Source organism: Sphingobacterium humi (genome assembly GCF_009768885.1).
GTDB lineage: Bacteria > Bacteroidota > Bacteroidia > Sphingobacteriales > Sphingobacteriaceae > Sphingobacterium > Sphingobacterium humi.
In genome coordinates, this window is sequence record NZ_WSQA01000001.1 from 91,594 (window position 1) to 112,157 (window position 20,564).

Annotated in this window: 15 protein-coding genes; 4 read left to right on the plus strand and 11 right to left on the minus strand. The window is 43.2% G+C overall.

All coding sequences use genetic code 11. The annotated features are described in order from the left end of the window. Window positions 1-159: 159 nt before the first annotated feature. From GQF63_RS00395 to GQF63_RS00410, 4 genes are all read right to left on the minus strand, one after another. The gene (locus tag GQF63_RS00395) at window positions 160-1,938 is read right to left on the minus strand and encodes a DUF4091 domain-containing protein (RefSeq protein ID WP_160367123.1); all 1,779 of its coding nucleotides are present in this window, start codon (window positions 1,936-1,938) and stop codon (window positions 160-162) included. 73 nt (window positions 1,939-2,011) lie between these two features. Then, complete coding sequence (locus GQF63_RS00400) at window positions 2,012-2,812, minus strand: sulfite exporter TauE/SafE family protein (RefSeq protein ID WP_160367124.1); 801 nt, start codon at window positions 2,810-2,812, stop codon at window positions 2,012-2,014. Between the two features lie 184 nt (window positions 2,813-2,996). After that, the gene (locus GQF63_RS00405) at window positions 2,997-3,218 is read right to left on the minus strand and encodes a hypothetical protein (protein ID WP_160367125.1); all 222 of its coding nucleotides are present in this window, start codon (window positions 3,216-3,218) and stop codon (window positions 2,997-2,999) included. A gap of 125 nt (window positions 3,219-3,343) precedes the next feature. Continuing rightward, on the minus strand, window positions 3,344-4,663 hold the full coding sequence (locus GQF63_RS00410; RefSeq protein WP_160367126.1) for an ammonium transporter: 1,320 nt from the start codon (window positions 4,661-4,663) through the stop codon (window positions 3,344-3,346). A 370-nt stretch (window positions 4,664-5,033) separates the two neighbouring features. Between GQF63_RS00410 and GQF63_RS00415 the strand changes: the two genes are divergently transcribed. The 3 genes from GQF63_RS00415 (at window position 5,034) to GQF63_RS00425 (ending at window position 7,502) form a co-directional block, all read left to right on the plus strand. Further along, window positions 5,034-5,864, plus strand: a complete 831-nt coding sequence (locus GQF63_RS00415; protein ID WP_160367127.1) for a helix-turn-helix domain-containing protein — start codon at window positions 5,034-5,036, stop codon at window positions 5,862-5,864. A 96-nt stretch (window positions 5,865-5,960) separates the two neighbouring features. After that, complete coding sequence (gene ygiD / locus GQF63_RS00420) at window positions 5,961-6,845, plus strand: 4,5-DOPA-extradiol-dioxygenase (protein ID WP_160367128.1); 885 nt, start codon at window positions 5,961-5,963, stop codon at window positions 6,843-6,845. Between the two features lie 219 nt (window positions 6,846-7,064). Further along, on the plus strand, window positions 7,065-7,502 hold the full coding sequence (locus GQF63_RS00425; protein ID WP_160367129.1) for a nuclear transport factor 2 family protein: 438 nt from the start codon (window positions 7,065-7,067) through the stop codon (window positions 7,500-7,502). Between the two features lie 77 nt (window positions 7,503-7,579). On the opposite strand, the gene GQF63_RS00430 is transcribed toward GQF63_RS00425, so the two are convergent. From GQF63_RS00430 to GQF63_RS00450, 5 genes are all read right to left on the minus strand, one after another. Further along, the gene (locus GQF63_RS00430) at window positions 7,580-8,623 is read right to left on the minus strand and encodes a ferredoxin--NADP reductase (protein ID WP_160367130.1); all 1,044 of its coding nucleotides are present in this window, start codon (window positions 8,621-8,623) and stop codon (window positions 7,580-7,582) included. A 169-nt stretch (window positions 8,624-8,792) separates the two neighbouring features. After that, complete coding sequence (gene infB / locus GQF63_RS00435) at window positions 8,793-11,825, minus strand: translation initiation factor IF-2 (RefSeq protein WP_160367131.1); 3,033 nt, start codon at window positions 11,823-11,825, stop codon at window positions 8,793-8,795. 104 nt (window positions 11,826-11,929) lie between these two features. Then, the gene (nusA, locus tag GQF63_RS00440) at window positions 11,930-13,168 is read right to left on the minus strand and encodes a transcription termination factor NusA (RefSeq protein ID WP_160367132.1); all 1,239 of its coding nucleotides are present in this window, start codon (window positions 13,166-13,168) and stop codon (window positions 11,930-11,932) included. 2 nt (window positions 13,169-13,170) lie between these two features. Further along, window positions 13,171-13,635: a ribosome assembly cofactor RimP gene (rimP, locus tag GQF63_RS00445; RefSeq protein ID WP_160367133.1), complete on the minus strand. Its 465-nt coding sequence runs from the start codon at window positions 13,633-13,635 to the stop codon at window positions 13,171-13,173. A gap of 122 nt (window positions 13,636-13,757) precedes the next feature. After that, the gene (locus GQF63_RS00450) at window positions 13,758-14,531 is read right to left on the minus strand and encodes an XRE family transcriptional regulator (protein WP_160367134.1); all 774 of its coding nucleotides are present in this window, start codon (window positions 14,529-14,531) and stop codon (window positions 13,758-13,760) included. Window positions 14,532-14,645: 114 nt separating this feature from the next. On the opposite strand from GQF63_RS00450, the gene GQF63_RS00455 reads away from it, so the two are divergent. Further along, the gene (locus tag GQF63_RS00455) at window positions 14,646-14,969 is read left to right on the plus strand and encodes a GIY-YIG nuclease family protein (RefSeq protein WP_160367135.1); all 324 of its coding nucleotides are present in this window, start codon (window positions 14,646-14,648) and stop codon (window positions 14,967-14,969) included. 66 nt (window positions 14,970-15,035) lie between these two features. On the opposite strand, the gene GQF63_RS00460 is transcribed toward GQF63_RS00455, so the two are convergent. Then, complete coding sequence (locus tag GQF63_RS00460; RefSeq protein WP_246163176.1) at window positions 15,036-18,158, minus strand: DPP IV N-terminal domain-containing protein; 3,123 nt, start codon at window positions 18,156-18,158, stop codon at window positions 15,036-15,038. 47 nt (window positions 18,159-18,205) lie between these two features. After that, window positions 18,206-20,455 (minus strand): transglycosylase domain-containing protein, encoded by a 2,250-nt coding sequence (locus GQF63_RS00465; protein WP_343031023.1) that lies wholly within the window; start codon window positions 20,453-20,455, stop codon window positions 18,206-18,208. Window positions 20,456-20,564 lie beyond the last annotated feature (109 nt).

The window sequence follows — 20,564 nt, forward strand, 5'->3', positions numbered from 1 at the left end:
TAGAAGCTAAAGTAATAAAATTGAAAGAGATAACCATACTGTACTGTCTGTTTGAACTGGAATTAAAATAAGATTTGCTTGCCGCAACTATGGGAAAACAAAAAGGGAGCATCCTAATCGGTTGCTCCCTCCTGCATGTATTTACATTGAATCTTGAGTTTAGATTGTTTTTGACAACTCATTTAATAAAGCTTTTGCTTCATTCAAATAGCTGTTCCAAGTGCTTGTACGCGTCACTACTTTTAATTTAGCAATGGCTGCGTCTAGCTTAGCTAAGCTAGCGGTATCACTCTTCGCTTGCAATGCTTTACGCACGAGCTGCACCTTTTCATAGTCTTGCACCCCTTCTAGCATGCGTTCATAACGAATGGAGCTCTTTGCTTTAGGATAAACAATGTAGGTATCTCCGGCTGGCCAGGTTCTGAAACGCGAATCTGTTAGGGGATTCTCTACCCAGGAGTTAAAAGCCCATCGCAACATGCCATCAAAATCAGAAGCTAACGCATACCAGGCCAAATACGTAGATTCGGCAGGGTCTGAAAAAGTAAACTGATTAGGGAAAGCATCGCTACAGCAGATATAAAAAGTCGTATTCAGGCCTCTCGCCTTCCGATCGACTAGATCTTCATGCGAAAATGGATGCTGCGCAGAAATACTGATATCATCACTATTGGGATAACGCTGATAGGTTTTTTGATTATCGGCATAGGATACGCCCAGCTCCGGAGCAACTTGCTGCAATAAAGCCAAGGCTGCATCCATTTGCTCGCGCTCGCGCTCATCAATGGCTATATTGGTAATTTCAAGCCATCCTTTGGCCTTCAAGTGTTTTACAAAATCCTTCAAAAACGGCGTCCAAAAAGTCTTAAATTGTTCTGAGCCTGGTTTTGCTTCCACATTCACCAATTGCCCATTATTAGCATCGGTATAGTGAATCTCGTTATTCCATGGAATAATGGAATAGCAGTTCAGCATTTTATCGACTCCTAGGTCCATCATGAATTGCACCCACTTATCAAATACCGTATAATCATAGCGCCATGAACCATCGGCTTCCTGAGTCCAGGTGATCATATCGGCATAAGGATCATAGGTTTGAATATTCCAGGGATCCTTATTCACGGTAGCTGTAATTACTTTCTGACCGGCTTCCGCCAGCATCTTCATCACAGGTTTCATGGCTTTAAAATGTGCATCACTCCACATTTCAACACCTTCTACCCGAGCGACAGCAGATGGATGCTGCCATTGATCCAAGTGATAAGTCCATTGCTTGGCATCTGGTAACACTTGGTCAATTACCTCTACCTGTAATTGAAAGGTTTGCGCAGGTTGCCCTTTGCCAGCGACTTTCACTGGAGCGGTATACTTCCCAGCCTTTGCGGTCTTAGGAATCGCTACTTTAATCCATACGGGACGTGCGGTATTTGCTTCCATGGTATAAGATGAAAGATCATCCAGCATATCAGGAGATAAGGACGCTGCAAAATCTTCAGGCTTACGGTGTCCACAGCCGCCGGCAAATTCATCGGTCATGACATAGCGAAGAAAATGAGCCGAAGCAATAGAGGCTGGCAAGGAATTCCCCTGAGCGGATTTAAAATCCCCTATTTCCACTTTGACTTGATCTTGCTGGCTATTGGACCACAACAACAGTTGAGCAGAGAGGCGCTCGCCTTTCCAGCCAATTAACTCTTGTCCTGTAGCCCTGGTTATTTGAGGAACTTCCGATTTCGCAAATCGCTTATCGATGGTCACAAAGGAGGCCTGTAATCCTGGCTTCACTTGCTTCCAAGCTTGTAAATCAACTTTGGCAGGGTCTGGCAACTCGGTAAATACGGCAGGCAAGGCCGGCTTCTGTTGCCCTTCCACATATTGAACCGCCCATAGCAAAGGTATTGTCGCTAAAAATAGGCGTACGGTAGATTTATTAATCATTCGGTTAGGATTTATTTTCGGGAGCTCAAGCTAAGCAAATAATCAGCAAATTACAAGAAATGCACGTAACAGCTTAGTAGGATAAGACTGTTTCTTTCAGGATAATATAAATCCCTAAGACCAAGATGAGGTAGCCAAATGCAGACTTTAAGAATTGATTTGTAACTTTCTCCGCAAAATAAAACCCAATAAAGATACCTACAAGGGTGGATGCCGTATAACTCAGCAAGAGATTCCAGTCAAACTCCACGAACTTCTCCGTATCCCCAATCAGCCCAAAAGCAGAGTTAATGGTGATAATAATTAAGGAAGTAGCGACAGCTCGGCGCATTGGTAAATGGTAGAAATTCACCAAGGCAGGAATAATTAGAAAACCACCACCAGCACCAACTAAGCCCGTTACTAATCCAACCAAAGCCCCTTGCGCAATAACGAGCACCACGGGCGCATGTAAATTAACATCGCGAATGACTACATCTTGCCGCGATGCAAAGATCATACTTAAAGAAGAAGCGATCATCACACAGGAAAACAACAGCATTAAGGCTGTATTTTGCGGAATAGCATAGCCGGCGATATGAATCACATCAGGCACCAAGGGCAGAATAAAGGAGCGGGTAAGAAAAACGACAATTAAGGACGGCAGGCCAAAGCTTAGCACCTTATTCAGGTCAGCCTCCTGCTTAATAATCCCTCGAATGCCGCCAACCATAGAGGTAATACCAATGGCAAATAAGGAGTAGGTGGTTGCTAACACAGGCTCTACTGCCATAATGTAAACCAAAATAGGTACGGTTAGAATGGTGCCACCACTCCCAATCATACCTAAGGTAAGTCCTACAACAACCGCCAATATACAACCTATAATAAGCATAAATTACTTTCTCGGGTTAATTTCCATCCAACACTAAATGTAACCTAAAAAACGGAAACTTAAAATAACGCGACTCTTAAAAACCGATAAAAACTATAACCGAAGCATATTTTACAGCTTAATTAAGCAAAAAGGCCCGTGTATTGGACGGACCTTTGATGACTAACAATTATTAAGCATGTAATTATTTCTTAAGGGTATCGATCTTTGTGGAATCGACTGTTGTTGAATCAAGCTTTAATACGCTTTCATCAGGCTGATTAATATTATAACGGGATACATCCCCTTCCTCTACAGGTGGTGGTGTAGCTTCATTAGCGTCTCCTTCGGAATTGGATGAATTACAGGATAATAAAAACATCCCTGAAAACAACAATCCTAGTGTATATATTTTAATCGTATTCATAGTATTTCCTTCTTATTTCTTAGATAAAGAACCCATTAGGTGCCTCCTTGTTTGCTAAAAAACAAAAAATCCTGTTTCCTCCGCAGAGAAAACAGGCATAATTCAGGATTTATTGGATGAGAATACTATAATTTTTCGCCATGCTGCGAGATATCCAAGCCTACTTCTTCTTCAGCTTCAGAAACGCGTAAAGGGCTAATCATATCGGTGATCTTTAGTAATAAAAATGCCATAACTAAAATAAAGAGCGTAGCGCCTATCAAACCGATAACATGGGAAAAGAATAAATGATACTCTCCGAAAAACAAACCATTTTCCTCAATGGCAGGATTGATCGCTTTACTAGCAAATACACCTGTAAGTAGCATACCAACCATACCACCTACCCCATGGCTAGGAAAAACATCTAAGGTATCATCTAGCTTAGAACGCGTCCGCCAATCGATAACAAAACGACTCACTAAGGCTGTTACAGCACCGATCACTAGGGAATGGCCAAAAGAAACAAAACCTGCAGCGGGTGTTATAGCCACTAACCCCACTACAGCACCAATACATACCCCCATGGCAGAGGGTTTAATTCCGCGTGCGGCATCTAAAAAGATATAAGTTAATGCTGCAGCGCCAGATGCCGTTGATGTTGTTATTAAGGCGGTCGCAGCTAATTCAGAAGCCGAAAAAGCAGAACCAGCATTAAATCCAACCCAACCGAACCATAGCAAGCCCGTTCCGAGCAGCACATAGGTAATGCGGGCAGGCGTATGTTCATGAAAGTTCTTACCATGACGCAGGTAAATTGCCGAGGCTAAAGCCGTCAGACCAGCCGACATGTGTACAACTGTACCTCCGGCAAAATCCAAGACCCCCATTTTAAACAAGATGCCATCCGGATGCCAAGTCGCATGGGCCAAAGGCGCATATATAAAGATGAAGAAGAGGCAAATAAATAAAACATAGGAGGTAAACTTAATACGTTCTGCAAAGGCACCGGTAATCAAGGCCGGCGTAATAATCGCGAACTTCAATTGGTATATAGCAAATAGCACAAAGGGAATAGTTGGTGCCGCGTCCCAAGGCTTAGCTTCCAATACGCCATTCAGCATAAAATAACGCATCGGATTACCAATCACGCCTCCTACAGATTCACCGAATACCAAACTAAATCCAAACACTACCCAAAGCACCGCAATAACGGCCATACAGATAAAACTCTGCAACATGGTGGATATAACATTCTTTTTCTTCACCATTCCCCCATAAAAATAAGCCAATCCAGGTGTCATTAGTAAAACTAGAGCCGTAGAAGTCAACATCCAGGCAATATCTGCATAATTATAGCTGTAATTCGGTTTGTTTTCCGGTACTTTTGATAAAAACAAGGATAACAACACAAGAAACCCCATTAAAACAATTGGAACATACGATTTTTTACCTGATAATGTCATATATTTTAATTTTTATACAACAAAAATAGTATTTGGATGTAATTTTCAAAATATATTTTACATTTTATTACACATAAACCAACATAAATACCGATTTTATGCTATATTTTAAAACACAACCTTCACAAAACACACAATAAATCAAAATAACAACCACAACAACACAATAAACAACAACAAATAAGGCAACAACTAGATAATTACCATTAAAAACCGAAAACAAACAACATAAAAGAAGCAAAAAAGATTAAACACCTAAAAAACACAGCTACTTAACCTAGATAAATCAAGATATTAGCAGTTCCCAGTCCAGTTCTATTACAATTTTGATAGCATATCTAGAATATTTAATTTAGTAGGAAGGAAAAACATGGACACACTATTTAAAATCTACAAAGTTGATGAGCAGGAGGCCCTGCGGATCCAATCCGAACCAAATGAGCCGCATCAGCATGCCTTTGAGGAGCTGGTCATCGGATTGGCAGGTCAAATCGAACACTTTATAGATTTTAAGAGCAAGATTTACAATGCACCCTTTGTAAGTTTCGTGAGTAAAGGAAAGATCCACCGCGTCGTTCCTTTAATTAAAGATGGACAATGCGACTTTTGGGTATTACGATTTAAGAGTGAATTTATCCCCGAAACCACCTTTAACCTTTACGCCCATTACCATCAGGCGGCCAACTTAAGTTATGCCCTCGGGCGATGCTTTAACCGTTTAAATCAGGTCTGCCAGATGATCTATGATGAAATGCAACAGGAGCATCCGGAGCTGTCCATCGTGCGGGAGCTATTGAATAGCTTATTCGCCATGATCGAAGCCGAACGTAAAAAACAAGCTCCCGATCAACAGCAGCTCTATAAAAATCAAGACAGCACCTTTAAGAACTTCCTCGCTATCTTGGAAGAGAATTACCACCGTCCGGAAGGCGTTAATTATTATGCGGAGAAGCTCTTTATGTCGGCCCGCAACTTAAACGCGATTACCCAAAGCATTTTACAGCAGTCTGTTTCGGAAATCATTGAAACCCGCAAGCTTATCGAGGCCAAAAACCTTTTGGTTTCCACGGATAAGAGTATTTCAGAGATAGGCTACGACCTCGGCTATAGTGATAAAGCCTATTTTACAGCGGTGTTTAAAAAGAAATCAGGCATGCCCCCTACGGAGTTTCGCGAAGAGATGAGAAGGCTCATTTCCTAAAAGCTATATCTTTTGTCCAAATATTCATACCTCCTACTTTCCTATCCTACCGATATTTGTAGTACATCTTAGGAAAGGAAAAATCAGATGGAAGATATGAACAGAAAACAATTTTTAGCTGCTGCCGCCGCCCTACCTTTGGCAGGTGCTGCAATGAAGTTAAAATCCTTAAATAAATTTGTTGACGGCTTAGAAAGCAGTCAAGCCATGCCTGTACTTTTTCTCGGCCATGGTAGCCCGATGAATGCCATTGAAGAAAATGAATTTGTCCAAGGCTTTCGCTATATAGGCTCGGAAATCGAAAAGCCAAAAGCCATCTTAGTGATATCCGCACATTGGGAGACCCGCGGCACATTCGTTACGGCCATGGAAAACCCAAGTACCATCCACGACTTTGGTGGATTCCCTCAAGCTTTATTCGATGTGCAATATCCGGCACCCGGTTCTCCGGAATTAGCGGAAGCCGTACAGCAAACCATTAAAAGCAAGGAAATCCATTTAGATGATAAGTGGGGATTAGACCATGGTTCCTGGTCGGTTGTTAAGCACCTCTACCCGAATGCCGATGTGCCCATCATCCAAATGAGTATTGATTACAGCATGAGCCCAGCCCAGCATTATGCCCTGGCCAAGGAATTGGCTGTATTACGCAAGAAAGGTGTACTCATCATCGGTTCTGGCAATAATGTACACAACCTACGCATGGTATCCTGGCAGCACCTCAATAGCGTTGGCTATGCCTTTGACTGGGCACAAGAAGCCAATGAACGGATGAAAGCTTATATTAAGGATGGAAATCATCAACCTTTAATCGACTTTCAAAACCAAGGCAGCGCGTTCCAATTAGCGATTCCAACGCCAGAGCATTATCTACCGATGATCTATGCCTTGGCCTTGCAGGAGAAAAATGAGCCCCTGCAAATCTTCAACGATGCCGCCGTCGCCGGCTCCTTATGTATGACCTCCCTTAAAATAGGATAATAAAGATACCGCCAAACAGGCGGTATTTTTGTTTCTCCCCCCCTTTACCGCGCATTCACCGAAGCCACGCATTTTATTAGAAAATTCACCGAATTATTTCGGCGTTTAACCGAAAAATAAAAGCAGTACGCCTATTCCCTATGGCTGTGCGTGGCTAAAGGATATACCTTTGAATCAAACAATTAACAAAACATATCAACTAATAAAAAATATAACATTATGAAAACTTTAATCACAGTAATCGTTACAGCAGTATTAACATTCGTTACTTACACGCTCTCTGCTAACAGCTTAGCAAACCCTTTAAAATTCGCTAAAGTAGAAACCATTATCGATCATTATATCGATGCGACGGTAAATGGCGAAACGACCTTATTAAAATTCCTCTTTACCGATGATTTCACGCAAAGTACCCCAAACAACGGCGAAGTAGATAAAGTAAGCAAAGCACAAGTGGTAAAACACTTAAAAAGCTTGAAAGGCATTCAAACCAATTGCGAAACTTCCTATGAATTTGTAGAGAAAAATAGCGATTGTAGCATCGTAAAAGTGACCAAACGTTTTGCCAACTTCCAACGCGTAGATTATGTAACCATGTGCAACACCGATGCTGGTTGGAAAATCAATAAAGTACTTGTTGCTTATCCAGAAAGATAAGCCGCAGAAAAAGAAAAGCAAGGCTGCTTAAAAAAGGTATCACCAGGATACCTTTTTTTTGTTATATAGCTTCTTTATTATAAAATATCGATGACTGTACCATTTTCTAAAGGATGCGAAGTACAGATCAAACAACGTCCATTTTCTACCTCCCGATCGGTTAGCACCTCGTTGTAGTCCATCCGAACCGCTCCTTGGCTCACCTGCGAGATGCAGGTACTGCACATACCCGACTTACAGGAATAAGGAAGCTTGATTTTATGCTCCAAGCCTACATCCAAAATGGTCTTATCATAAGGAATAGTCATGGGGTAATCAGCACCCTGAAAACGAAGAACAACATCGTAACTGGTCATATCCACTGGTTCCTCTTCCTTTTCGTCCTCATCCTCTTCCTCCTCCGGAAAATGAAAAGTTTCACGTTTTATATGTGCATCCGGAATGCCCATGCCCAATAAGGTAAAGCGAACCAGGTCCATATAGAATAATGGCCCACAGGTATAGCATAAATCCTCGCTGAGGGAAGTTTTGTAAGCATGAATCAATTCCAGGATATAATCCCGATTTAAACGCGCTTTCAATAAATTCTTCGTATTCGACCAGATCCACTCGATATGCAAACGGTCCGGATATTGCGCCTGCCATTGCAGCAGCTCCTCATAAAATACGGTTTGTTCCTTCGAACTATTGCTATACACCAACACGATTTTCGTATGCTTCTCTTCTGTTAATGCCGTCTTTAAAATCGAAAACAATGGCGTGATACCAACACCTGCAGCAAATAAGAATAAGGTTCCCGTCCGATCAGCTTGAGGGATATAAGTAAACAACCCTTGTGGATCCATCACGTCAATCACATCCCCAACACGGGTCTGATGATGCAATAAACGGGAAATCTCCCCATTATCCACCCGCTTCACGGTAATTTCATAAGGCTCATCCACCGAGGGCGAGCTACTGAAGGAATACGAGCGACGCACCTCCCGTTCACCGAATACAAAGGATAGGGTCAAAAACTGACCAGCCTGATAGCTGGGAAAGTTTCCTGACAGGTCTTCAAATTGAATGGAAATATTATGATTAGGATGCTGAATAATGTCCGAAATCTTGAATTTGTGCATGCCCCAAAGATAGGAAATTGAAACAAGAGATTCGCCAGCAGAACTTCATATTTGAAGCTTCTTGCAGGAAAGCAAGGGGAATTGCTAGCCGCTCAGGCACAGAAAAACACAAGACCACAAAAAAGAGGCTACCTGGAATAGATAGCCTCTTGCTTTTATATTTTTGGGATTAAAGCTTACGCTTCACTTCCACTTGCTCGAAAGCTTCTACAATATCGCCAACTTGGATATCGTTGAAACGATCGATGTTCAAACCACATTCGTAGCCTTGTGCCACTTCTTTCACATCGTCTTTGAAACGCTTCAAGGAAGCAAGCTTACCGGTATGAATTACGACGCCCTCGCGAATGATACGGATATCATTGTTACGGTTGATCTTACCATCCAACACCATACATCCGGCGATGGTACCCACTTTAGAAATCTTGAACACCTCACGGATTTCAACTTCCGCAACAATTTTCTCTTCTAATTTCGGTGCCAACATACCTTCCATAGCCGATTTAATTTCCTCAATTGCATCGTAAATAATCGAGTACAAGCGAATATCAATCTGCTCATTCTCGGCCAATTTACGGGCATTTTGCGTAGGACGCACTTGGAAACCAATAATAATCGCGTCGGAAGCAGAAGCTAACAATACGTCGGACTCGGAGATAGCACCCACAGATTTATGGATAATATTAACCTGAATCTCATCCGTAGATAGTTTCAATAGGGAGTCAGATAAGGCCTCGATAGAACCATCCACATCACCTTTCACAATGATGTTAAGCTCTTTAAAGTTTCCGATAGCCAAACGACGACCGATCTCATCCAAGGTAATGTGTTTGGTAGCACGCATACCTTGCTCACGTTGTAATTGAAGACGTTTGTTCGCCACCTGACGTGCTTCAGATTCATTCTCTAATACATAGAGTTTATCCCCTGCTGTAGGTGCGCCAGACATCCCTAAGATCTGAACCGGAACCGATGGTCCTGCTTCTTTCACACGCTCGCCACGCTCATTGGTTAAAGCTTTTACTTTACCAGAGAATGAACCGGCAAGAATTGGATCTCCAATCTTCAAGGTACCCCCTTGAACAAGTACCGTGGTCACAATACCACGACCTTTATCTAAGGCTGACTCAATAACCGAACCTACGGCACGTTTTTTAGGGTCAGCTTTTAATTCTAACAACTCGGCTTCCAGTAATACTTTCTCTAATAAAAGTTCTACATTCTCACCTGTTTTGGCAGAGATTTCCTGGGCCTGGTATTTACCACCCCAGTCTTCTACCAAGATATTCATCGCTGATAATTGCTCACGAATACGGTCGGCATTGGCACCTGGTTTATCCACCTTGGTAAAGGCAAAGATAATTGGTGATCCTGCAGCAATCGCGTGGTTAATCGCCTCCTTCGTTTGAGGCATCACCGCGTCGTCCGCAGCAATTACAATAATAACAATGTCCGTTACCTTCGCACCACGCGCACGCATCGCCGTAAAGGCTTCGTGACCCGGTGTATCTAAGAAGGTAATCTTACGACCATCATCCAACTTCACCGCATAGGCACCAATGTGCTGGGTAATACCACCCGCTTCACCCTTGGTTACATTTGCTTTACGGATATAATCCAGTAAGGAAGTCTTACCGTGGTCAACGTGTCCCATTACCGTAACGATAGGTGCACGCGGAATTAAATTCGCTTCGTTATCCGCTTCTTCCAACTCAGCAACTTCCTCATCTTCCGGCTTAATAAATTCGATTTGGTACCCGAATTCATCAGCAACAATCGCTAAGGTCTCTGCATCTAAACGTTGGTTGATCGATACGAACATACCCAAGCTCATACAGGTTGCAATAACCTGAGTCACTGGAACATCCATCAAGTTGGCCAATTCGTTTGCCGTTACGAATTCCGTAACACGCAATACTTTGGACATCATTTCTTGTTCCAATGCTGCCTCTTCTGCAGAAAGGGCTATATCATCGCGTTTCTGACGACGTAACTTCGCACGTTGTGCAAACTTACCCGACTTACCCGCACCACTTAAGCGTGCTAAGGTTGCTTTGATTTGATCTTGGATTTCTTTTTCTGAAGGTTCCTCTTTCGCTACTTCCGGTTTTCTACGGTCGTGGTGACGGTTGTTTCCTCCTCTATTTCCATGCGGATGATTCCCATGTTGTCCCGGGCGGTTCCCACCTTGACGGTTGTCCCCTGGTCTGGATGGGCGGTTGCCATCCGGTCTGTTCTGATGTTGACCCTGACCTTGGCCTTGGCCTTGACCATGTCCATGGCCCTGACCTTGACCCTGATGTTGGTTTCTATCCCCATCATGTTGCCCTACCGGGCCGTTTCCTTTATTCGTACGCTTGCGCTTACGTTTATTGTCGTTGTTGTTTCCAGCATTCGCAGATGAGGAAGCCACCGGCTTATGCGGTTTAGAAACTGGCAATGTAATTTTCCCTACTACCTTCGGCCCACTAAGGGTTTCCGAACGTGCGCGAATAACCTCATCCTGAGGCTCTTCTTTTGCTGGCTGTTGAGCAGGTTGTTGTTTTACAGGTTCTGGCTTTTTCTCTACCACTGGTTGTTGTTTAACTTCTTTTATAGGAGCTTCTTCTTTAGGTGCTACCTCCTTAATAGGCTCTTTCTTTTCTTCTATTTTCGGCTGTTCCACAGGTTTGGCAACAGGCTCTTCCACTTTTTTCACCGGCTCTACGACTTCCTTCTTCTCGGCTACTTTCGGTGTTTCCTCAGGTTCCACCTTAGGCTCTTCTTTCGGAGCAGGTTTGGCTCCGCGTTTTAAGCTATCCAAATCGATTTTGCCAACAACCTTTAACGCAGAGTGCTGCTCTTCGGCTTTCTTCTCTTCCACTTTATCGGCTTGCGCCGCTGCCGCAGTATTCTTGATCAATATCTCTTTTACTTCGGCAGGCTCGTCCCGCTGTTCAGTAGGTTCAGCAGGCGCTTGTCCTCCAGCAGGGCTTTCTTCACGGCGAATCTTGCCAATAACGATTTGCTTAGCTTCATCTTTAACAATTTTATCACCTTGAAATTCCTTCAAAAGAACCCCATACTGCTCCGGACTTAGTTTCGTGTTTGGCTTCGAATCCACATCAAATCCCTTTTTCACTAAAAAGTCAACCGCTGTACCAATCCCAATGTTGAGTTCTTTTGCTGCTTTAAGCAAGTTTATACTTTTACCTTCTGACATCTACTAACTATAAAATGAGTTTTCTTTTACAAAAATATGTTTTTTTACAAGTATTTAACAATTTATTACAAATTGTTAAGCAAGCAAGGCTTGCGCTGAACCCCCTATTCAAATTCAGCTTGCAGGATACGAACGATCTCACGGATGGTGTCTTCTTCCAAATCTGTACGACGCACTAATTCCTCTTCCGATAGCGTTAAAACAGACTTGGCCGTATCTAAACCAACACGCTTGAACTCGTCGATAATCCAGCTATCGATTTCGTCTGCGAATTCTTCGATATCCACATCCTCCTCTTCTTCATCTGTTTCACGGTAAACATCGATCTCATAGCCGGTCAATTTACCAGCCAACTTAATATTATGACCACCACGACCAATCGCTAAGGACACTTGGTCTGGTTTCAAATAAACCGCTGCCGTTTTATGTTCATCATCTAATTTGATGGAGGTAATACGCGCAGGGCTTAATGCACGCGTAATATATAAGGAATTGTTCGTTGTAAAGTTAATCACGTCAATGTTCTCATTGCGCAATTCACGAACAATACCATGAATACGGGAACCTTTCATACCCACACAGGCACCAACCGGATCAATCCGATCGTCATACGATTCAACCGCCACTTTCGCACGCTCGCCCGGTTCACGCACAATTTTCTTAATGGTAATCAAACCATCGAAAATCTCCGGAACTTCAAGCTCAAACAAACGTTGCAAGAATTCAGGTGCGGTACGCGAAATGATAATCTTCGGGTTGTTGTTCATCATATCTACTTTGTGAACAACCGCACGAATGCTGTCGCCTTTTTTAAAGTAGTCGGCAGGAATCTGCTCCGTTTTAGGAAGAATAAGCTCGTTACCATCTTCATCCAATACCAAGATTTCTTTCTTCCAAATCTGGTACACCTCACCAATCACTAATTCCCCTTCACGGTCTTTATATTTCTTGAAGACTTCGTCTTTCTCCAATTCTAAGATTTTTGAAACTAAGGTCTGACGAGCTGCAAGAATAGCACGACGCCCAAAGCTTTCTAAGGTAATCTGCTCGATATAATCGTCACCTACCTCTAAGTCTGCATCGTATTTATGCGCTTCCGCTAATTCAATCTCCAGATCATCATCTTCAGAAAAACCATCTTCCATCACCACTCGCGTACGCCAGATTTCCAAGTCACCATTATCTGGGTTCACAATCACGTCCACGTTCTCATCAGTACCAAAACGCTTACGGATCATGCTGCGAAACACCTCTTCTAATACAGTAATAACGGTCGGACGGTCGATATTTTTGAAGTCCTTAAACTCCTGGAAGGAGTCTATCAAGTTAATATTACTACTCATTTCTATTTAAATGAAATTAACACCTTTGTTTCTTTTATTTGTTCATAGGGAATCTCCAGCGCGATGCTTTGCGCCTTCTTTCCTTTTTCTTTTACTACTTCTTCCAGGTTGATGCTGCTGTCGCTGGCTTCCAACAATTTCCCTTCTTTCTTGCTGCCATCCAACATTTTCACCTGCACGTTCCGCCCGATATTCTTTGCATACTGACGGGTCAGCTGTAAAGGGGAGTCAATCCCTGGCGAGGAAACCTCTAAACGATAGGCTTGCTCAATGGCGTTCTCCTCTTCCAAGTGATAGCCTACATGACGGCTCACCTGCACACAATCTTCAATCGCAATCCCTTGATCACCATCTAAGAGAATTTCCAACACTCCATTTTTCAAAAAACGGATACTTACAATAAAGAGATCTTCCCGATCGGCGATCTTCTCTAAAACCAGTTCTTTTACGCGCTCTTCAACCTGCATATTTAATAAATGAATTAAAAAAGGGGGCATACCATGCCCCCTTCCTTTCAGATAGTACAAAGGTACACAATAATTTTTAAAATGACAAACAAATAATAATGAACGTATTCATTTTAACAGGCTTAATTCTTATCTACAACCGCATTAATGGTTTTTTGCATCTGCGCCATCATCGAAGATAAAGCCTCCAAGGTAGGCTCAGGATTTGGCTCCGGCAGCTCCGTACTTATAAAGGCCTTAGCTTTCCACACCTCCAAAATATCGGATGCTTCCACCCAATAGGCTTCATAGGTTTTATTGTCTGATACTAATTTCAACCCCTTATCTTCTTTATATTTCTGGCCGATTCGCTTATATACAATACCATCATTCGCTGAAACCACCACATAGGTCTGTCCCGATTTGATATCATGCCAATTTTCTACATATTCTGCAATAATGGTGGAACCCGAAGGCAAAGGCAACATGGAGTCCCCTTTAATCTCAAAAGCACGGTAAGTGCCCTGCTTAAACATCGGTAAAGAAAAGCGAGGCAGTTCCTTCACATATTCCGGATCTCCATAGCCATTTAAATAGCCCGCACTAGCTTTCACAGGCACCAGTTCGATATTCTCCCGATCGTCCGTATCCACCGTTACGCTCAACACTCTTAAGTTAGAAGCATTGCTTTTCGGCGTGGGCTTCCATTTCTCATCAATCTGATCATTCGCTAACTCATCCATCGAAAGCTCATAGAACTCTGCTATTTTTCTTAGCAACTCGTATTTAGGTTCTGCCCTATCCTCTTCATAAGCCCCTACAGAAGCTCGCTTAATCTCCATGGTATCAGCAAACTGCTGTTGCGTAAGCCCCTTTTTCTTTCGTAGGTATTTCAGATTTGATGCAATGTTGGACATAAATTATTTTTTAAAATTATTTTTGAAATACTAATATTATTAGTAATATTGTGCCAATAAAATTAGTAAAATAGATTTAATTAACCAAATATTTTAGCTAAAACAAGGATAAAAATGCAGTTATACCATCTATACATCCGTACCGACGCCAACAGAAGATTCCTTCAACCCGGCATCACACAGAATTTAATGAGCCTGCAACAAGAGTTGCAAGAAGGCCAAGCATGTGCTTTATTTCCGCAAGCGGTTTTAAATCGTATCGTCTATATCGAAAGCTTTAACAGCGAATTAGAAGCAAATCGCCGTCTTCAAGAACTTAGTGGATTAGGACGCATGGTGCGTGAGCGCCTGATCCGCAAAAGCAACCCTAATTGGCTAAGCTTATGCCCGTCATTGCCTATGCTTAAGCCCACAAAAAAAGCCGTTGTTTATGCCTAATGGCTAAACAACGGCCTTAACAACCTTACCCTGCACTAATCCTTCCCTACTAATCAATACATTGGACTACCATCCTGGTGCAAAGTTTAATCCGAAGGTTCCGAATTTCGTACGCGATGGGTTATTCAACTGAATCGCATAGTAAGGTTCTAATATCATAGCCCCAAATAAATTCACCCGCAACGACACCCCGGCACTGAAAACCGGCATCCGCACATTCGGGTCATAAGTCACATAATCTTCCCCATTGATCGTTTGGGTAATTTTATCTTCGTCTGTTTTATTCCATTTAATGGTATTGCCATTTCGCCAAGCCAAACCGCCATCAATAAAGAAGTTCAGATCGGTAAACAACATGCCCGAAGGAATAACCGCTAATTTCTCTGGCCCTGTAAATGGCAAGCGTAACTCTAAATTACCAACCACCATTTTAGAACCTGAAAGGTCGTTAAAACTAATCTTGCTGTTCGGCCCAAAGCTGTTATCTTCAAAACCGCGAATCAAGTATGGATAGCCAATGTATATATTATACAATTGGTCTGCCCCACTTCCAACACGCATGTAGGAATACAAACGGGCCGCCAAGGTCACCGGCTTCATCCGGTGGTATTTGCGCACATCCACATTAAAGGCGGTAAATTGGAAAGTCCCGAAATACTGCTCGGCACTAACGCGATAACGATAGCCCTGCAAAGGTGCTGCAATCCCGAAAACGGCATTATCCCCAACAAAACCGGCATTCGCCTGAAATAAGTTGAACGGATCTAAGCGTGCGCCTAATAGTTGACTTGCTTCCTCTGTCGTTACCTTTTCGCGACCACCGTAGCCATAATAATAACTTTGGTAATAGCGATCTACCCGGTAAGAGTTATAGGAAGCTGCACCCCCCATTTCAAAGCGGTGGTGACGATTAAAAGGATAGGCTACAAACATATCCGCTTGGGTTTGGAACGAACGCACCAGGTATTGATCCAATACCAATTCCGGCTGGCCCGCACCGATATCCCGGGTATCGAATTGGTAAAAACCAAAACGATAAGGAATATGCGATAAGGATCCACCCCAGTTCCAACGCGAACGCTGATTGATGTAGGCCACCTGCCCACCAAAGTCATAAATCTCACCATTGATGTTCAGGGCTGCAAAAATTTGGTTATAGCCCAAAATATCAGAAAACATCCCTTGTACCCCGGAAGCAATACCGGCACCATAACGGGAACCTACAGACATACCCACGCCACTATTGGCCAGGTAATCTAATTTAAACTTCGGTTTATAAGCAATGTTATTAATCTGCGAATCATTGATCCGGGAATACGCATTGAAATTACGCAAGTTCGTATTCACCACATTTACCCCTCGACTCTGGCTTGGCGGCAACATCGCCGGCTCAAAATCAACTAAGGCCGCATCTACAGGTTGTGCCTCAAACTCCGTACTCTTGGCACGGTACACACTGTAGGAGTTGTTTTTAAAGTAGGAATACACAATATCATCATTCGCCGAAATACTCATGGCCGGCGAATACTCCGTAATCCCGGAAATACCTGTAAAGAAATCCGTCATGCGTGCCACTTGCTGATCCTCGAAGGAAAAACGATACATATTCCGGTACCCATCGCTATTCGACAGGAAGTAAATCTGCTTACCATCCGCTGAATAATGCGGATTTAAGTTATTAGCCCCCGGGAAAATATCCAAATTATGAATCTCCTTGGTTGCGATATCAATAAAGGCAATGTTCATCGGGATATCCACCGAACGTGAGTCTGATTTTAAGGCTACACGATCAGTACTGAACACGATGTATTTACCATCGCGCGAAAAGCTAGGCTGAAAATCGGAATACTTATCATTGGTCAGCTGCGATAAATCCTTGCTGGCCAAATTATAAATATAGATATCCGAGTGTCCGTTTGTTAAGCCTGAAAAGGCCACCCGATCGCCATCCGGCGCCCAGGTAATATTTGTAAATTCCGATATGTCGCCCATCGCCTCAACCGACAGGGTTTTCCCCGTCTCCACATCCACAATCATCAACTTATTCTTCCCTTCACTAAAAATAGAGAAGGCGAACTTCCTACTATCCGGCGAGAAGGTTCCTGCAGATTCCAGAAAACTAAATTCATCAATATCTTTATTGGTCAGTCGACTCCCCAGTTTTCGAATAACAGCACCCGTATTGGCATCCGCTAAGAACAAATCAATCCCGAAAAGATCCAGTTCCGACATAAAGGCCACGTATTTCCCATTCGGAGAAATGGCAGGCGAAACATTCATTCGCCCCGCATTCTTCGTGGTTAATAAAGCCTGACCGATCGGTCTTGAGCTGGTATCCTTGCCTGAATTCCGGTAGGTATTTTCCATGCTATTCTTCCATAAGGTCGACATGGTTTGTGCATCGTATCCAAATACCCGACGGATCCCTTGTTCATAGCCATACTTCGCCGTTTCAATAAACAAAGGCATAATAACGGTGTCACCATAGGTTGAACCTACGTACGACCAGAAAGCCTGACCATAGCGGTACGGGAAATACCGGTTCATCTGCTCAGTCATCTGTCTTAAGGAAGGTAGGTCATTTCGCGCATAGGCATCCCGCATCCACATAGACGTAAAGGCGTCTTTCTTCCCAATGGAAAAATACTCCGCCATCCCTTCCACCATCCATAATGGTAAATTGGCGATGTTCTCCAAACGGGTCGAATCGCCGCCCTCAATCAATACGCGGTACTGGAACGCATGGACCATCTCGTGACCCAATACGTGCCGAGTCTGCTGGTTGATCTGCATAATCGGCATCACTACCCGTTGCTTAAAGGCCTCCGTCACCCCGCCGGTTCCAACACCTATCTCACCAGAAATGGCCGTCGTTTGTTGAAACTCTGGATGGTTATTGTAAAAAATAATGGGGTTCTTCCGAAAGAAGGTATCTTGAAACACCTGCTGGTGCAATTCGTACCACACTTCCGATTCCTTGGCCAACCAATTCATCATCGAATCGTTTTTCAAGTAATAGTACAAGTTAAAGTGTGGCGTTTCATACACCTTGAAATCCAATTTCTTATACCGCATTTTGTTCTGCCCAAAATATTGGGCATGCGCCGTTTGTTGATAGGCTAATAGCATAAACAAACCACAAAACAGCAAAGAAAATCCCTTTGTAAAGAGTAATCGGTTAAATTTCATAAACTAAGAATTAGTATATAAAAGTAAATATTTCAGCTTAAAGATAATTAATCCTGTGGGTTTTCCTCGGTCGACTCCAACTCTTGCAGAATCTGTGGCAAGGTCAAGGCAGGCACTTCCACCTCCTGCGATCCTTCCACCGTGTCGGAGGTATCCCTGGTACTGCGTATACGCGGCCCCGGACAATTGTACGTTTTCTTGATCTCTACGGTCGCCTCCGGAAACTTCCCTTTCGTGACGCCTAACTCCGGATGTTTGTACAATTCCTCCATATAAACCGCAAAAATTGGTAAGGCTGTTTTCGACCCTTCCCCTGTTGCCGAGCTCTTAAAGTGAATACTCTGCTCATCACATCCTACCCAAACACCCGTTACCAAATCTTTGGTCACCCCCATGTACCAGCCATCCACATAATCAGAGGAGGTACCGGTTTTACCACCAATTTCATTATCATCCCCAAACAAATCCCACTCCCAAAGCGCTTGTGATGTACCACCCGATTCCTCGATGGTTCCACGTAACATATAGCCCATCAGCCAGGCATTCTCCGGACTGATTACTTGCTTCTGCTCCGAACTAAACTCGGCAAGCACACGCCCGTCTTTATCCTCAATTCGTTTCACCAAAATAGGCTCTGTTTTCTTCCCAGCATTCATAAAGGTGCTGTAAGCACGAACCATCTCAAAAACAGAAACCTCATTCGAACCCAAACCTACCGATGGCACCGACTCCAATTTACTGTCGATCCCACAGGTATGCGCCATTTTCACCACATTTTCCCATCCCACATCTTGAGTCACCTGGGCCGTCACAGAATTTAAGGAACGAGCTAAAGCATGTCTTAGCGACAATTCACTATAAGAAAAGGTCCAGTCCGCATTCTTGGGTTCCCAGACTTCATCCAAGCCTTTATTGTTTACAAACTCGATCTTCACCGGCTTGTCGGTATATTTATCGCATGGGGTCTTCCCTGCCTCCAAAGCCGTCACATAAGCAAAAGGCTTAAAGGTGGATCCGGGCTGACGCTTCGCTTGGTTCACATGGTCAAACTTATAGTAGTCATGATTAATACCACCCACCCATACTTTAATTTCCCCCGAATAAGGATCCATAGACATCATGCCGGTATTCAACATTGCAATATAATGCTTCAACGAATCCATCGTCGAATAGTTCACGGCTTCCATCCCATCCCAGGTAAATACCTGCATATCCTTCTTCTTGTTCAGTTCTTCAAAGACTTTCGCCTCATCCTGCAATTTTTCTTTTAGATAGGCAAATACCGGTAATTTCTTAGCCTGGTCTTCTAAAAAGTTCGGGATAACATTTCCTTCCTTATCACGCCAAGGTTCTTCATTGCCCCAAACATTGTCCAATCGGCGTTGCAATTCTTTCATCTTGCTCGCTACCGATTCTTCCGCAATTTTCTGCATCCGCGAATCAATGGTGGTATATATTTTTAACCCACTGGTGTAAATATCTATCTCATTTTCCTCCGCCCATTTTTCCAACCACTTTTCTACGGCCGTCCGCAGGTATGAATCGTTGGAATTGCGCACCTCCTGATTGTTTAAGTTCAGGTTCAAGGAGTCTTTCGCAAACTGCTCAACCTGAGCCGTTTTTAAAAAACCTTCCTTCTCCATTTGCCGCAACACCACATTCCGGCGTTGTAAGGCATTCTTGGGGTTCCGAATCGGGTTATAAAGCGTCGTTCCCTTTAGCATTCCGATCAGCACAGCGGCCTCATTCACCGTTACTTCGGAAGGTAATTTATCAAAATAACGCACCGAAGCCGATTTAATACCATAGGCATTATTACTAAACGAAACGGTATTCAGGTACATGGTGATAATCTCTTCCTTGCTGTATTTACTTTCCAGTTTAAAAGCAGTCATCCACTCCTTATACTTGGTGACCAATAAACCAAGCCCTGGAATTTTACCGAGAAAGCCCTGTGAATCTTTATAGCGTGTGCGGTATAGATTTTTCGCCAATTGCTGAGTAATGGTGCTTGCGCCCCTATCACTCCCGGAAACCGTAGAAACAACACCGCCAAATAAACCAATAAAATCGACCCCATGATGTTTATAAAAACGCACATCCTCCGTCGCCACTAAAGCGTTGATGATGTTTGGGGAAATGCTATCAAAGGAAACAGGGTCGCGGTCTTGTTTATAATAACGTCCGATAAGGACAGAATCGGCGGTAAAAAGTTCGGAAGAAACGTTTAAGCTGGGGAGAAGAATTTCCTTCTTGGTGGGGGACGATCCGAACAATCCCAAGAAGTTAATTTGCACCGCACATGTGAACAGAATAACAAAATAGATAATTATCAGCGCGATACGCAAAAATTTGTTTCTAACCCGTTTAAACATACGGTAAATATGGACAAAACTTTGGAAAAAA

Bases quoted from the DNA above. Each gene is read 5' to 3' on its own strand.
- GQF63_RS00405 (WP_160367125.1), bottom strand. From the start codon at position 3,218: ATGAATACGATTAAAATATATACACTAGGATTGTTGTTTTCAGGGATG.
- GQF63_RS00410 (WP_160367126.1), bottom strand. From the start codon at position 4,663: ATGACATTATCAGGTAAAAAATCGTATGTTCCAATTGTTTTAATGGGG.
- nusA (WP_160367132.1), bottom strand. From the start codon at position 13,168: ATGAGTAGTAATATTAACTTGATAGACTCCTTCCAGGAGTTTAAGGAC.
- GQF63_RS00400 (WP_160367124.1), bottom strand. From the start codon at position 2,812: ATGCTTATTATAGGTTGTATATTGGCGGTTGTTGTAGGACTTACCTTA.
- infB (WP_160367131.1), bottom strand. From the start codon at position 11,825: ATGTCAGAAGGTAAAAGTATAAACTTGCTTAAAGCAGCAAAAGAACTC.
- GQF63_RS00430 (WP_160367130.1), bottom strand. From the start codon at position 8,623: ATGCACAAATTCAAGATTTCGGACATTATTCAGCATCCTAATCATAAT.
- ygiD (WP_160367128.1), top strand. From the start codon at position 5,961: ATGAACAGAAAACAATTTTTAGCTGCTGCCGCCGCCCTACCTTTGGCA.
- GQF63_RS00415 (WP_160367127.1), top strand. From the start codon at position 5,034: ATGGACACACTATTTAAAATCTACAAAGTTGATGAGCAGGAGGCCCTG.
- GQF63_RS00460 (WP_246163176.1), bottom strand. From the start codon at position 18,158: ATGAAATTTAACCGATTACTCTTTACAAAGGGATTTTCTTTGCTGTTT.
- GQF63_RS00395 (WP_160367123.1), bottom strand. From the start codon at position 1,938: ATGATTAATAAATCTACCGTACGCCTATTTTTAGCGACAATACCTTTG.
- GQF63_RS00450 (WP_160367134.1), bottom strand. From the start codon at position 14,531: ATGTCCAACATTGCATCAAATCTGAAATACCTACGAAAGAAAAAGGGG.
- rimP (WP_160367133.1), bottom strand. From the start codon at position 13,635: ATGCAGGTTGAAGAGCGCGTAAAAGAACTGGTTTTAGAGAAGATCGCC.
- GQF63_RS00455 (WP_160367135.1), top strand. From the start codon at position 14,646: ATGCAGTTATACCATCTATACATCCGTACCGACGCCAACAGAAGATTC.
- GQF63_RS00425 (WP_160367129.1), top strand. From the start codon at position 7,065: ATGAAAACTTTAATCACAGTAATCGTTACAGCAGTATTAACATTCGTT.